General features: G+C 69.7%; 14 protein-coding genes and 1 pseudogene. 7 read left to right on the top strand and 8 right to left on the bottom strand.

The window, feature by feature from the left end; genetic code table 11:
- Nucleotides 1-49: 49 nt before the first annotated feature.
- Nucleotides 50-160: pseudogene (gene rpsR, locus ACQPWZ_RS34695) on the top strand (30S ribosomal protein S18); the annotation flags it as partial.
- Nucleotides 161-204: 44 nt separating this feature from the next.
- Here the strand turns inward: rpsR and ACQPWZ_RS34700 are convergent.
- Together ACQPWZ_RS34700 and ACQPWZ_RS34705 are read right to left on the bottom strand one after the other, a co-directional pair.
- The gene (locus ACQPWZ_RS34700) at nt 205-1230 is read right to left on the bottom strand and encodes a hypothetical protein (RefSeq protein ID WP_433573460.1); all 1026 of its coding nucleotides are present in this window, start codon (nt 1228-1230) and stop codon (nt 205-207) included.
- A gap of 225 nt (nt 1231-1455) precedes the next feature.
- Entirely contained in the window at nt 1456-2055 is a 600-nt protein-coding gene (locus ACQPWZ_RS34705; protein ID WP_433573461.1) for a hypothetical protein, read from the bottom strand.
- A gap of 319 nt (nt 2056-2374) precedes the next feature.
- On the opposite strand from ACQPWZ_RS34705, the gene ACQPWZ_RS34710 reads away from it, so the two are divergent.
- Entirely contained in the window at nt 2375-3280 is a 906-nt protein-coding gene (locus ACQPWZ_RS34710) for an ADP-ribosylglycohydrolase family protein (RefSeq protein ID WP_433573462.1), read from the top strand.
- A 68-nt stretch (nt 3281-3348) separates the two neighbouring features.
- On the top strand, nt 3349-3714 hold the full coding sequence (locus ACQPWZ_RS34715; protein WP_433573463.1) for an iron chaperone: 366 nt from the start codon (nt 3349-3351) through the stop codon (nt 3712-3714).
- Nucleotides 3715-3863: 149 nt separating this feature from the next.
- On the opposite strand, the gene map is transcribed toward ACQPWZ_RS34715, so the two are convergent.
- Nucleotides 3864-4631 (bottom strand): type I methionyl aminopeptidase, encoded by a 768-nt coding sequence (map, locus tag ACQPWZ_RS34720; protein ID WP_433573464.1) that lies wholly within the window; start codon nt 4629-4631, stop codon nt 3864-3866.
- A gap of 482 nt (nt 4632-5113) precedes the next feature.
- On the opposite strand from map, the gene ACQPWZ_RS34725 reads away from it, so the two are divergent.
- Together ACQPWZ_RS34725 and ACQPWZ_RS34730 are read left to right on the top strand one after the other, a co-directional pair.
- Complete coding sequence (locus ACQPWZ_RS34725; RefSeq protein WP_340477384.1) at nt 5114-5821, top strand: hypothetical protein; 708 nt, start codon at nt 5114-5116, stop codon at nt 5819-5821.
- Nucleotides 5822-5876: 55 nt separating this feature from the next.
- Complete coding sequence (locus ACQPWZ_RS34730; protein ID WP_356703100.1) at nt 5877-6494, top strand: class F sortase; 618 nt, start codon at nt 5877-5879, stop codon at nt 6492-6494.
- A gap of 80 nt (nt 6495-6574) precedes the next feature.
- Here ACQPWZ_RS34730 and ACQPWZ_RS34735 read toward each other — a convergent pair whose 3' ends face one another.
- Together ACQPWZ_RS34735 and ACQPWZ_RS34740 are read right to left on the bottom strand one after the other, a co-directional pair.
- Complete coding sequence (locus tag ACQPWZ_RS34735; RefSeq protein ID WP_433573465.1) at nt 6575-8023, bottom strand: alpha/beta hydrolase family protein; 1449 nt, start codon at nt 8021-8023, stop codon at nt 6575-6577.
- Nucleotides 8024-8254: 231 nt separating this feature from the next.
- Nucleotides 8255-8752 (bottom strand): pyridoxamine 5'-phosphate oxidase family protein, encoded by a 498-nt coding sequence (locus tag ACQPWZ_RS34740; RefSeq protein WP_433573466.1) that lies wholly within the window; start codon nt 8750-8752, stop codon nt 8255-8257.
- Between the two features lie 266 nt (nt 8753-9018).
- Here ACQPWZ_RS34740 and ACQPWZ_RS34745 point away from each other — a divergent pair, with 266 nt between their 5' ends.
- Entirely contained in the window at nt 9019-9192 is a 174-nt protein-coding gene (locus tag ACQPWZ_RS34745; protein WP_356703106.1) for a hypothetical protein, read from the top strand.
- 132 nt (nt 9193-9324) lie between these two features.
- Here the strand turns inward: ACQPWZ_RS34745 and ACQPWZ_RS34750 are convergent, their stop codons facing one another.
- The 3 genes from ACQPWZ_RS34750 to ACQPWZ_RS34760 all read right to left on the bottom strand — a co-directional run bounded on the left by ACQPWZ_RS34750 (nt 9325) and on the right by ACQPWZ_RS34760 (nt 11387).
- Nucleotides 9325-9516, bottom strand: a complete 192-nt coding sequence (locus ACQPWZ_RS34750) for a hypothetical protein (protein ID WP_340477389.1) — start codon at nt 9514-9516, stop codon at nt 9325-9327.
- Between the two features lie 141 nt (nt 9517-9657).
- Nucleotides 9658-10308, bottom strand: coding sequence for a response regulator (locus tag ACQPWZ_RS34755; protein ID WP_433573467.1), 651 nt, complete (start codon nt 10306-10308; stop codon nt 9658-9660).
- Entirely contained in the window at nt 10296-11387 is a 1092-nt protein-coding gene (locus tag ACQPWZ_RS34760) for a sensor histidine kinase (protein WP_433573468.1), read from the bottom strand. Before ACQPWZ_RS34760 ends, ACQPWZ_RS34755 begins: the two co-directional genes overlap by 13 nt.
- Before the next feature lie 200 nt (nt 11388-11587).
- Here ACQPWZ_RS34760 and ACQPWZ_RS34765 point away from each other — a divergent pair, with 200 nt between their 5' ends.
- Nucleotides 11588-12157, top strand: a complete 570-nt coding sequence (locus tag ACQPWZ_RS34765) for an RICIN domain-containing protein (protein WP_433573469.1) — start codon at nt 11588-11590, stop codon at nt 12155-12157.
- Nucleotides 12158-12219: the final 62 nt, after the last annotated feature.

Here is a 12219-nt window from a genome sequence, read left to right on the forward strand (position 1 = left end):
TCACCGGATCGGGCTGTGTGGTCCGGGGGCGGTCCGTCAGGCAACCCGTAAGATCCGCGGCCGGCGCGTCACCCGGGTCACGGCACAGCAGCAGCGAAAGCTCGACGCCGCCCTCAAGAACGCCCGCGAGATGGCACTGCTGCCGTACGGCAGCCGGTAGGAGGACCGAGGAGCCCGGGGCTGCGTCCAGCTGCGGGCCGGGTGTCAGCCGCGCCGCAGCCAACGGCGAACGGCTTCGAGCGCTGCCCCGCGGGCGGCAGCGGTACGGACTCCGCGGTACACGAGACGCCGGTGGTTCTCGTAGCGCCAGGGCAGCGCCTCGACCCAGCCGTCCACGGCACGGAAGTGCCGCAGGGACTCGCCGTGGCGTCCCTGCTTGGTGAGGCAGTAGGCGACCAGGTGCTGAACCTGGGGCAGAGCGGGGTGCCCGGCGGCTGCTTCCATGTCGGCCACCGCGGCGTCGACCATGGCCCGGACCTGCGGGGAAACGATGGTGTGCTGCTCCTCGCGGGCCACGTACGTCTCGTACCAGGCGAACAGGGGCAGCGCGGCCAGCAACGTGCCCGCGGGGGCGTCCGCCGCGGCTCGCTCCGCGAACACCCGTGCCTTCTCGTGCGATCCGCGCCACTTGCTGCTCCAGTACTGGAGTGCGCTGGAGTGGGCTGCGAAATGGTGCGGTGCGCGCTTGACGATGTCGTCCCAGAGCGCGTGCATCATGTCGTCGGTGTAGCCGAGCCCGAGCGCCGGCCAGATCGCGATGGCGTGCGGAGTCGGGTCGTCCGGGTTGAGCAGTGCCGCGTTGTCGAGGTTCTCGCGGGCCGTGAACAAGGCTCTGTGGAACCGCCGGAACCGCGACGCCGCAGTTTCGTTCGCGAAGCGCGCGCCACGCAGCCGCCACGCGTGGTGCACCTGCGCCTGGGCCCGCACCAGCGCCGCGTCCGGGTCACCCGGCCGCGCCCGCTCCCATGCACGTATCCACACCGGCCACCACCGGCCTCCCGCACGCCCCAGGCTGCCGGCGCACACAGCCCGGCGCTCCCAGTCCTGCCCGGTCTGCGCCATCAGTCGCGCGGCGGGCCGCCAGATGCCGACGCCGGCCAGCACGATCGCTCGCAGGAGGGCGGGGTCGGACCCGGCGAGCAGACGGCTCTGCGGGCGCAGAGGGAACATCCCGAAGCTGAGAGCAGTGCCTGCGAGGGCAAGGGCCACACACACGTCGGCGGAAGTCACGCACGGTCCCGTTCGTTGGAATGGATCTTGGAGCGGCGCATTCCACCGGTACCGAGTCGGTATGACGGAGAGGAGCCATGCGTGGGGGGCCAGCGGAGTATGCACGACGCGGCGCCACCGGAGCAACGGAATACGCTCGGGGGCCGGCGCGGCGGACAGGCGGTGACGGCCGCGGGGCACCGGGCACAGGGCGTGGCAGTGCCGCACGAACCAAGGTCTGGCGGCTCAGCGGGACTGAAGGGCGTCCAGGCCGACAGCCTGGGCCATGGCGAGTCTGCGGTCGACGTCGGGAGACAGTATGTCCAGCACGTACCTGTCCCGGAGCCCGAACTTCTTGTTCACCGACATGATTTCGCGGTTGCCCGCCGTGAAGTCGAAATGGTACGGCCAGGCGAAGGGCAGCCAGTCGGTGAAAGGGATCACGTTCCAGACCCGCCGCAGGACGGCGACGAACATGTTCCGTTCCTTCCCGGCCGATTCGACCGCGCCCGGCTGCTGCAGATGCCAGGTCGAGCGCAGCAGGGAAGCGGCGAAGTTCTTGCGGAACAGGCCGATCACGTTCTCCGACGCGTCCGTCACGTCGTAGGTGGCTCCCACGTCGAGGACCTGACGTGCCTTGAAGGCGAACAGGACCTGCCGCCTGGAGTCATCCGTGTAGAACGTGACCCGTTCCCTGAACGCCAGCCTCTTCTGCTCGGCGAAGGCCACGACCTCACCTTCCGAGCCGTCCGGTTCGGCCACCTTGACCACGTACCGGTTGCCCAACAGGGTCAGTTGCTGCCGGACGAGGAAACGCTGCCGCGCCTGGAGGTCCGAGAAGTCCACGAGTTCGCTCCTGTTCGCTGTCTGCCGGGACGTCGCCATCCTCGCCGTGCCGGCGCGGCCGCAGAGTCCCCCGAAAGTCCCTGTGTGGAACGACGAACGGACGATGGGGACGGGCCCATCGGCGGCTGTTGCCGGCCGCACCCGGTTCACGACCTCGCAGGCCCGTGGGCGCGTCCCTCGACGCCTCGACCCTGCCGGACGGATGGAGTGCTCACACCGCCGTGCGGATCGATGAGAGGAGGGCGCAGGGTGTTCGTCCGGGCAAGTCAAAGCCCCTCCCCGCGAAAACGGATGTACGTGACACGGCCCGCCCGGCAGCATGGTGACCATGACTGCCACTCCTGCGCGAGCCGATCGCGAAGCCGCCCGCCGCAGCCTCGAAGGACTCGCTCTCGGGGACGCGTTCGGGGAGCGCTGGTTCCCTCTCTTCCGTGACCGGGAGCAGGCTGTCGATGAGATCCGCGCCCGGCGCCCGCCCGATGAACCCGACTGGCACTGGACCGATGACACCGCGATGGCTCTCGCGGTCCATCAAGTGCTGGACCGGTTCGGCGAGGTCGACCAGGACCGGCTTGCGGCCTGCTTCGCGCTCACCTTCGACGCGGATCAAGGCCGCGGCTACGGCCACGGCATGCACCTCCTCCTGCCGAGACTGCTGGATGACCCGGCGAGTTGGCGCCGGCACGCGCCCGAACTCTTCGACGGCGGCAGTCTCGGCAACGGCGCCGCCATGCGCGTTGCCCCGCTCGGCGCCTGGTTCGCCACCGACCTCGAACTGGTCGCGCGTCAGGCAGAGTTGTCGGCCCGGGTGACCCATGCGCATCCCGAAGGGGTAGCCGGCGCGGTGGCGGTGGCCACGGCCGCGGCCTTGTCGACCCGCGGTGAACTGACCATCCGGTCCGTCGCCGACCGCACGCCGCCCGGTCTGGTCCGTGACGGTCTCCTCCGAGCCGCCCGACTCCCCTTCACCACCGCGCCGTGGAAGGCGGCGGACCTTCTCGGCAACGGGCAGCGCATCCGCGCCGACGACACGGTCGCCTTCGCCGTCTGGACAGCCGCGCGCCACCAGGAAGATCTGGCGGCGGCGCTGTGGTCCACGGCCGAAGGCCTCGGCGACGTGGATACGACCTGTGCGATCACGGGCGGGATCGTGGGGGCGCGTACGGGCGTGGACAAGGTCCCGCCCGAGTGGCTGCAACGCCGCGAGGCACTGCCGATCGGCTGAGAGACCCGGGGGCCGTGGGAGACGGTACGGGCTGTTGATCACACTCTCGTGCCCAGTAAGGTCGGATCATGGTGCAGAGCCAGGCTGAAGACGTGGACGGCTACCTCGCCGAGGTTCCCGAGGAACGCACAGAAGCTTTGACCCGGCTGCGTGAGCTGTGTCGTGGAGAGCTCCAGGGATTCACTGAGGTGATGGCATACGGCATGCCTGCCTATGAGCGGGACGGCACAGCGGAGATCGCCTTTGCGAGCCAGAAGCAGTACATCTCTGTCTATGTGCTGCGAGTCGATGTCCGCGAGGCCTTTGCCGACCGGCTGGCGGGCCATGACATGGGCAAGGGCTGCCTGCGTTTCCGCAAGCCGGAGAAGATCGACTTCGAGCTCGTGCGGGACATGCTGAGGGCTATGGCGAAGGGGCCGGGCGAGGCCTGCTGACTGCCGTTGATGGTCTCGCGCCGACCTGACGGGTACGCAGCTGAACCGGCCCGAGCGGCTGGCCGAAGCGGCGCCGTTCGCCCCGTGTTCGGTGTTCGGTACTCGGGCGTGGCCGCGACGTCCGACCCCGGACAGGGACAGACCCGAGGTCAGGGCAGGGTGAGGATGCGAGGGCCGTCCTCGGTGATGGCGATGGAATGTTCGAAGTGGGCGGCTCGGCTGCCGTCGATCGTGCGCAGCGTCCATCCGTCGCGGTCGGTGTAGTACTCATTGCGTCCTCCGGCCATGAACATGGGTTCGATGGCGAGGGTGAGGCCGTGGCGCAGGGGGAAGCCGCGGCCGGGTCGTCCGTGGTTGGGGACGTGGGGGTCTTCGTGCATCTGGCGGCCGATGCCGTGGCCGCCGAAGTCGGACGGCATGCCGCAGTCGGCCTTGCGGGCGACCGTACTGATGGCATGGGAGATGTCCCCGATTCGCCGGCCGACTGTGGCGGCCGCGATGCCGGCGTCCAGGGCCTGCTGGGTGGCGGCGATGAGTTCGCGGTCGGCGGGTCGAGGGGTGCCCACGGTGAAGCTGATCGCGGCGTCGCCGGTCCAGCCGTCGAGTTCGGCTCCGCAGTCGAGGCTGACCAGGTCGCCGTCGTGCAGGCGGTAGTCGTCGGGGATGCCGTGGGAGACGGCGTCGTTGACGGACGTGCAGAGTACGGCGGGGAAGGGGACGGGGGCGAAGGAGGGCTGGTAGCCCAGGAACGGAGAATGCGCTCCGGCCTTGGTGAGCACGGTGCGGGCGGCTTCGTCGAGTTCCCGCAGGCGAACTCCTACGGCTGCTGCCGCGCGGGCGGCCTCAAGTGCGTGCGCGACGACGCGCCCGGCTTCCCGCATCGCCTCCAGGGCCGTGTCGGTCTTGATCTCCACCATGGGTGTGGCTCCCTGCCGTTCGTGCTGCCCAATACTTATACCGGTATTAGTATCACGGGATGGGCGAGGGGTCCTATGGGCGCGGAGAGCTGCGGGCCCCTGCTGGGCCGGGTCGTGGCGACCGCCGCGTGTCCGGCGAAACCTCATCAGGGCCTGGACCGGCCGCGCCTCGGCCCGCGGCCTTCTCGGCAGGGGCGTCTGTGGTGGTTCATGCCCTGCGCCTGGCGGTAGCCGACCTGGTCGCCGCCGTGTCGGCGCGACCGGACACGCCCCGACCGGCCGGAGGTGCCGACGTCCCTGATGTGGTGCGGCAGCGCCGGCCCCACTCGGGTCGGGCGCCCGTCCACTGCGGTGCCGCTATCGGCCAGTCGGGTAATTGCAAGAGCTTTGTGGTGTTTTGACACCTTCTTCCGAAGGTTCATGGCATCTCATGGGCGACGGCTGATCTGTATGACAATCATCCCGGCTCGAAGGAGTTCAGCATGCAGCTTTCCGCTTCCCTCCGCCTCGGCGGCGTTCGTGCGGGCACCACGGTGGCCGCCGCAGTCGCCACCGCTGGAGTCACTCTGATCGGCGCACCCGCCGCCTACGCTGCGCCCGGAGACAGTGGTGACCTCAGTGTCTCCTCTGCCGGTTGGCATTCGCGTGGTGAAGACGGAGTCGAGGTCTGTGCGTTCAACCTCGTCGGCACCAACTTCGAGTCGTACCCCTCAGTCCCGTGGACGATCACCGCGCAGCCCCCGACGACTCCCCCGGGCGACACCCTGGCCAGCACGCTGCCGCTCGTGAACGGCGCGGCGCGCAGCGACAGATACCTCCTCCCGGAGGGGACGTACCAGCTGGTGTGGACCGTCCCGTCGGGCCCGAAGCAGAGGACCTTCAAGGTCGACTGCGCACAGCGCGCCGACGGCAACCGCCCCGGGGAGATCGGCCCGGGCGCGAACGGTGCGAACCGCGAGAGCGGGGAGAACCGGGAGAACGGGGACAGCGGTGAGAAGGGCGGGGAGTACCGCAAGCCCTCCGGAGCGGTGCCTGCCGGTGGCGGTGGCGTCCCGGACATGGAGAACCTCGGCACCGAGAACGAGTCGAGCATCGCCACGCCCGCCGCGTTGACCGTCGGCGCGGCCGGAGTCGCGGCGCTGGTCATGGTTCGCCGATCCGCACGGCGTCGTGCCCGCAACGAGGCATAGGGCCCACAGCCGACGGCCGCGACGGCGGGGACCGAGTCGCGCATGCCGTCTCACGATGACGCTGTCCGTGACCTGTGCGCTGCTGACCGGCATCGTATGGGTGTGTTCGGACTCGTCTGACGATTCCTCGGTCACCGCCGTCCGCGTCGATGATGCCGCGGGCGGCGGTGCCCCACCGTCACAACAGCCCTCGCAGGAACCTCTGGTGGGCTCACGGCCGGTGAAAGTCACCATTCCCACCATCTTCATCGAGGCCCCGATCACCGGTCTCGGCCTCGACAAGAAGGGCCGGCTCGGCACCCCGCCGCTGAACAAGCCGATGCAGGTGGGCTGGTACCGCAACGGTCCCTCGCCCGGTGACGCGGGTACTGCCCTGCTCGTCGGGCACCGCGACACCCGCACGGGACCGGCGATCTTCCTCAACCTCAACGTGCTGCGCAAAGGTGCCAAGGTGAAGGTCAACCGGGCCGACCGACGCGTCGCGGTCTTCACCGTCGACGAGGTGAAGACGTACACGAAGGACAAGTTCCCGGACGACAAGGTGTACGGGTCCACAGCTCGTCCGGAACTCAGACTCATGACGTGCGGTGGACGTTTCAATGCAAAGAGCGGCTACTCGGCCAACGTCGTCGTCTTCGCGCACCTGACCTCAATGAAAAAGCTAGGGGTCTAGCGCCCGGCGGAAGGGGCTGGTTCCTCGGCAAGCTGCCGAGGAACCAGCCCCTTCGGGGGTGCCGATGGGCTGACCTGACGTCAGCTCCCGGCGGCCACCGACTCCCGGCGGTCACTCCTGCCCAAGGTGTCCTCCAGCCAGTCGAAGACGACCTCACAGTGCTGCTGGGGAGCCATCGGCGAGCAGTGCAACTGGGCGCCGGTCGCCGCCCGCATCAGCCGGAACTCCTTGCGGGAGCGCAGCAGCTCGAAGAACGCGCGCGGCTGACCCGGGTAGAAGGTCTCGTCCTCGTAGTCGAGAACCAGGGTGGGGCACTCGATACGGCGTACGACCCCGGTGATGTCGAGCGCCATGATCCGCTGCGCCGGGGTCCAGAAGTCGGTGAAGAGCTGCCCCTGCCGGGCCGCGAGCATTGCGGGGATCGAGAAGGGCTCGATCCGCTTCTTGATCACGAACTGCTCGGACGGCGTCAGTTGGGGAGCGACCTCCTCGTTCCAGATGCGGTTGGTCTCCTCCTTGTCGGGAGTCACGATGGCCCGGAGTTCCTCCGGGAAGCCCAGCCACGGCGAGAGACAGCCCGGCAATGCGGCCAGTGCGGCGATCCGGTGCTCGAACGCCGCGGCGCGGGGCGCGAGGTTGCCGCCCATGGAGAGGCCGGTCAGCGCGATCCGGCGGGCGTCGACGTCCTTGCGACGCTCCAGCCAGTCCACGAGCGGCGAAACCACCTGCTCCCAGCGCGGGCTGAAGACTTGCTGGTCGATGAAGAGCAACTGGCCCTGGCCCGGGCCGTCGTAGACGAGGGCGTTCCAGCCGCGGGCGAGCGCGGCGGAGACCCCGTAGGTCCACATGTCGACGTTCGGACCGTCGCTGCCGTTGGTGAGGATGACGGTCGGCCGAGGCTTGTCGGAGTCGTCGGGGCGGAAGAACCAGACGGGGATCGAGACCCCGCCCCGGTACGGGACGTGGTCGGTGATCGCCGCGGGCGTGCACAGCCGGGCGAAGGTGTCCCACGCCCGGCGTCCCGCGAGGTAGAGCTTCTTCTCGTCACCGGGGGTGTCCGAGCCGAGTACGAAGAAGAGCGCCTGGCCGAAGTACTGGGCGCCGCGCAGCGAGCGGGCACGACGTGTCTGCCGGTGCCGCGAGGCGGTAGCCGTCAACCGCTCGCCCCAGCGGCGGAACTCGGCCGTGTAGGTCTGCTCGTTCGCCCCGGCGGCATTGATGGCGTTGACGGCGGTGAGCACCTCGCCGACCTCGGACGAACCGAATCCGGCGCCGCCGAGCGCGAGCAGCGCGTTGAAGTTCAGCCCTGGGTCCGTGAACAACTGCATGGCACCGGGCGTCGGTGACGCGTCAGGACCCGGGGGCGGGGCGGAAGCGTGGGCGCCACGCCCCGTGACGGACGCGGGTGACGAGTTCGCCGAGGCGGTCGACGCCGCCGACAGCACGACTGCCCCCGCCCCGGCGGCGAGCCCGGCGAGCGCGCCGCGTCGGGTGGGTGCCTGCGCACGGTCTGTGGGTGTGTTCGTCATGCGCCCGAACGTAGGAGCAGGCTCCACCCCTGGCCCACCCGCCACTCCCGACGGTCCTCCGAACGGCCCCTCTTCGGCGGTACGGGGACGGCCTCATCCTGCGACGGGACGGGAACGTCGGCGGCAGCCCGGACGCCGGCACGGACACGGCCGGTGCGAAGAGGCCGGTCCGGCGGGAGCCTCAGAAACGTGGTGCGGTCCGCGGTAGCGCCCAATCCGGCCGCATTGATCTCAAACGCGCTGGCGTTCGGCCCGCTGCCGGATCAGCTCTTCGACCGCGGTGGGCAAGGTGGTTTCGAAGTCGATGAGCTTCGCCCAGGTCGGGGTGACGACGATCCGGACCATGCCGTCGTAGAGCGAGCGGACCTCGGCCTCCCACTCGATGCGCTGCTCGGGTGTCATCTCGTAGCTGCCGTTCATCTGGAGATACTCGTCCGGGATGCCGTCGACGACGTCCAGCTCGGCCTGCCCGCGGATGAGAAGGATCTTCGGCGGGTGGACCTCGGTGTCGATGGTCAGGGCAACCGCCGGGTTCTCGCGCAGTGCGGGCAGTTTCGGGGCGTTCTTCGATGTGCACAGGACGACCTCCGAGCCGTTCCAGGTGAACGCGATCGGGATACTGCGCGGTGTGCCGTCCTGGGCGACGTAGGCCAGGCGGGTCAGGTCGCGGGCCAGCAGCTCCTGGCTGATCGGTCGGTTCAGGATCTCGGTGATCTCGGTCGGCTGCATGGTGATCGTTCCTTCGTCGTGGTTGTCGAGCGCGTGTCGGTGGCCGCTCGTGTCCCTGGGACGGAACCGGCCGGACGTTCTCGACATCCGAGGCGCACGAATTCTCAGAGCCCTTCTGGAAACAGCCTGAGGCCACCGGAGTGACTCAGCGCATGCCCGCAAGCGCACAACGCCACGAGCGTCCCGCAGGTTCGGGGAAGCGAATCCGATTCAAGTCCGGGGCGAGGGGCAGGCGGGTCGTTGAGTGGCTCTACGAAAGGACCGACATGAGTGCCGGAGAAAAGGCCAAGGCCAAGGCTGAGCAGGGCGTCGGTAAGGCTGTGCGGAAGGCGGCCCACGCGTTGGGCAACGAGACCACCGCGGCCAAGGGCGGCGCGCTGGAGGCCCGCGGCAAGGCCCGTGAGGCCAAGGAGAAGTCGAAGGACACCTTCAAGCACTGAGTGCGCGCCGGCCGGAGAGCCGGTACGTCGCGAGGCCCCGGCAGAGGTCAAGAGCCGGGGCCTCGCCCCGTGCCGCTGGTCGTCTCGCCGGCACGCCGCTGTCGCGATGAAGGATGCCCGTCCGTCGGTGGGCTACTGCTTCGGGCCGTCGTCCCGCCCCTCAACGGTGCGTCGTACCGCGGCTCCTTCGTCTTCGACCAGTCCGGCCGGGTCGGGCAGGTCGAGAGTCGCCCCGCAGTGCTCGCACAGCGTGCCGTTCCCGGCGGGTGTGCCGCATGCCTTGCAGAATCGCTCGGTACGCCGGTCGCCCGTACTTCCTGTCATGACATCTCCACAGCTCGGGGGTGATGTGGCGCCGAGTACCCGGGGCCGGCTCGTCCATGTTCAGCCGAGCAGAGCGCCCGGGCCGGTCCAGGACTCCTCCGTGCCGCGCGCGTGCACGGCCACCGACGGACCAGTGGAGCGCTATCCCTCCGCTGCCCAGCCGTCCTCCCGCACCCGCGCGGCGAGGTCGATCTTGGTGTAGGTGGGGCGTCCGGCCTGCTGGTACTTTTCCTTCACGCGGTCCAGGTAGTACTTGGCGGTGTGCGGGCTGACACCGGCGCGGCGGGCCGTGGCCTTGAGCGTGAGGCCCGAGGCGTATCCGAGGAGCACTTCGCGCTCCTTGGGCGACAGTCCGGGCCGGTCGGGACCGGTGTCGTGCGCCCAGGCGAAGGCCAGTTCCGCCGAGTGCGCCGTCTCGCCTCGCGCCACCTGCTCGATCGCTTTGACGAGCGTCGGCAGATCGTGGTTCTTGGTCAGATAGCCGTCGGCGCCCGCGGCGATCGCGGCGATGATCCGCCGGCGGTCCGCCACGGTGCTGATGACCAGCACACGGCTGTCCGCCGCCCGCAGCCGCCGGATGTTCTCCGGAGGCTGTGAGTTGTCGCCGAGCACCAGGTCCAGGAGCACCACGTCGTAGGGCAACGTCTCCGCCCGCGTTCCGGCGAAGAGGCCGTCGACCGTGCACTCCGCCGCTGCCAGACGTACGTTCGCGACTCCGTCGAGCCAGACCCGCAGTCCGTCGAGGAGCATCCGGTCGTCGTCCACCACAGCGACGGTGATCACGCGGGCCATCGCAGTTCGATGCGGGTGCCCTCGCCGGGTGCGCTGTCGACGACCGCTGCGCCGCCCGCCTCGGACATCCGCAGGTGCACCGAGGAGCGCAGTCCGAGCCCTCTGGCCACGGTGTCCGGCTCGAAGCCGACACCTTGGTCGACGACCGTCACCACCACCCGTTCGCCACCGCCCTCGCCGACGACGGTGACACAGGCCTGCCCCGTCCCCGCGTGACGCTGCACGTTGTTCAACGCCTCGGTCGTCGCGTCCGCGAGAGCCTCGGCCGCGTGCGCCGGTATCTCGGGCAGGTTGTCGTACTGGGCGCTCACCCGCAGTCCCAGGTTCTCCGACGACCGTACGGCCCGTTCCATCGCCGCCGCCGTACTCGGTGCTCTCTCCTCCTCGGCGTGCTGCTGGATCAGCCGGCGGAGGTAGGCGGCTTCCCGGGCGCAGCGTTCCCGTACGGGCGGTGCGTCGGCGTCGGCGTGACCGCGGGCGATCGCGGTCAGCGTCGCCAACACGGTGTCGTGCAGGGCGCGGTGGTGTGCGATCCGCTCGGCATAACGCGCCCGGCCGGCCTCGGCGGCGACGGCCTGGGCGGTCGCCGCGTCCAGGGCGTGGCCCTGTCGGCGCAGGTACCACCAGAAGACCCGGGCCAGGACGGCCGACGAGGCGATCGCGTTGAGGTGTGCGGCGATCACGGCGATGTCCGCGCCGGTCGCCCAGTACCCGGCGGCGTGGGTCACCGCCAGCGCCCCGACCGCGCCGGCCACCGCGGCCGGGCGCACAAAGGCAACCGCCGCCATCGCGCTGGCCGAACCGCCGAGCAGCATCACCCAGGCGACGTCCTCCGTGCGGTGCGTGCCGCCCGCGTACACCACGAACGGCAGGACGCAACCCACGACGAGGACGTCGACCAACGGGGGCCAGGTGCCGAACCAGCCACGGGACCGGGCCGTGGCGAAGACCAGCACGCTCACGGTGAGGGCAAGCGTCAGCGCCGCCCATGCCACGGGGCTCGCCCGGTGATGCTGCACGACGGCGAGTACGCCGACCGCCAAGTGGCTGGCCCGGTACAGACCGGTGGCCAGAACCATGAATGTCTGGGCCCGTTGGAGGCCCGACCCCACTCTCACCGCATGCCTCCCCAGCGCACGCAACCCCCCTGAACCGGCGGTACAGCCGGACGACGAGAACCGTTAGGTTTCGGGGCGTTCCGGCACCGGACACGACGAGCCATCACACCACTACGTCGGGTCGCGGCGCCCATCGCAATCCGGGCAAAGAAGGAGTCACAGTGGCTCGAAGTGTGCACCGCGGAGGGATACTCGCGGTCCTGGCATCACTGCTTGTTCTGCTGATCCCCGGCAGCGCGAGTGCTGCCGATCCGCCGATCCGCTACACGTCGTGGATCAACAACGCCGCCATCTACGAGATGCGGGCCTCGTACTCGTGGCAGTGCATGGACGTGCGGGGCGAGTCGCAGAACCCGGGCGCCGTCATCCAGCGCTTCGACTGCAAGGGCCGGCTGCACCAGCGTTTCTACTTCATGCCGTCGGGCACTCCCGGCCTCTTCTTCATCGGGGTGTACGGCAAGTACTGCATCGGCGCGCAGAACGCCTCGACCGCCGACAACACACCGATCGTCCTGGGGCACTGTCAGGGGCCCGGCCAGCACTTCCGCTGGGTCGACCGCGGCAGCGACCACTGGGAGATCGTCGAGGCGGCCAGTGGCAAGTGCCTCCACGACACCGGTAGGCGCAGCGCGATCCAGCTCCGGGCGTGCGGCAACATCACCGAGCCGTACCCGAGTCTGTGGACACCCCGATACGACGGTCAGTACAACTACACCAGCGTCTGGGGCTGAGCGCTCCTGCCGAAGAAGGGCCGCGCCGGGTATGGTCCGGCGCGGCCCTCCTTCGTGCTCCG

It is taken from the genome of Streptomyces sp. CA-251247 (genome assembly GCF_050952975.1).
GTDB lineage: Bacteria > Actinomycetota > Actinomycetes > Streptomycetales > Streptomycetaceae > Streptomyces > Streptomyces achmelvichensis.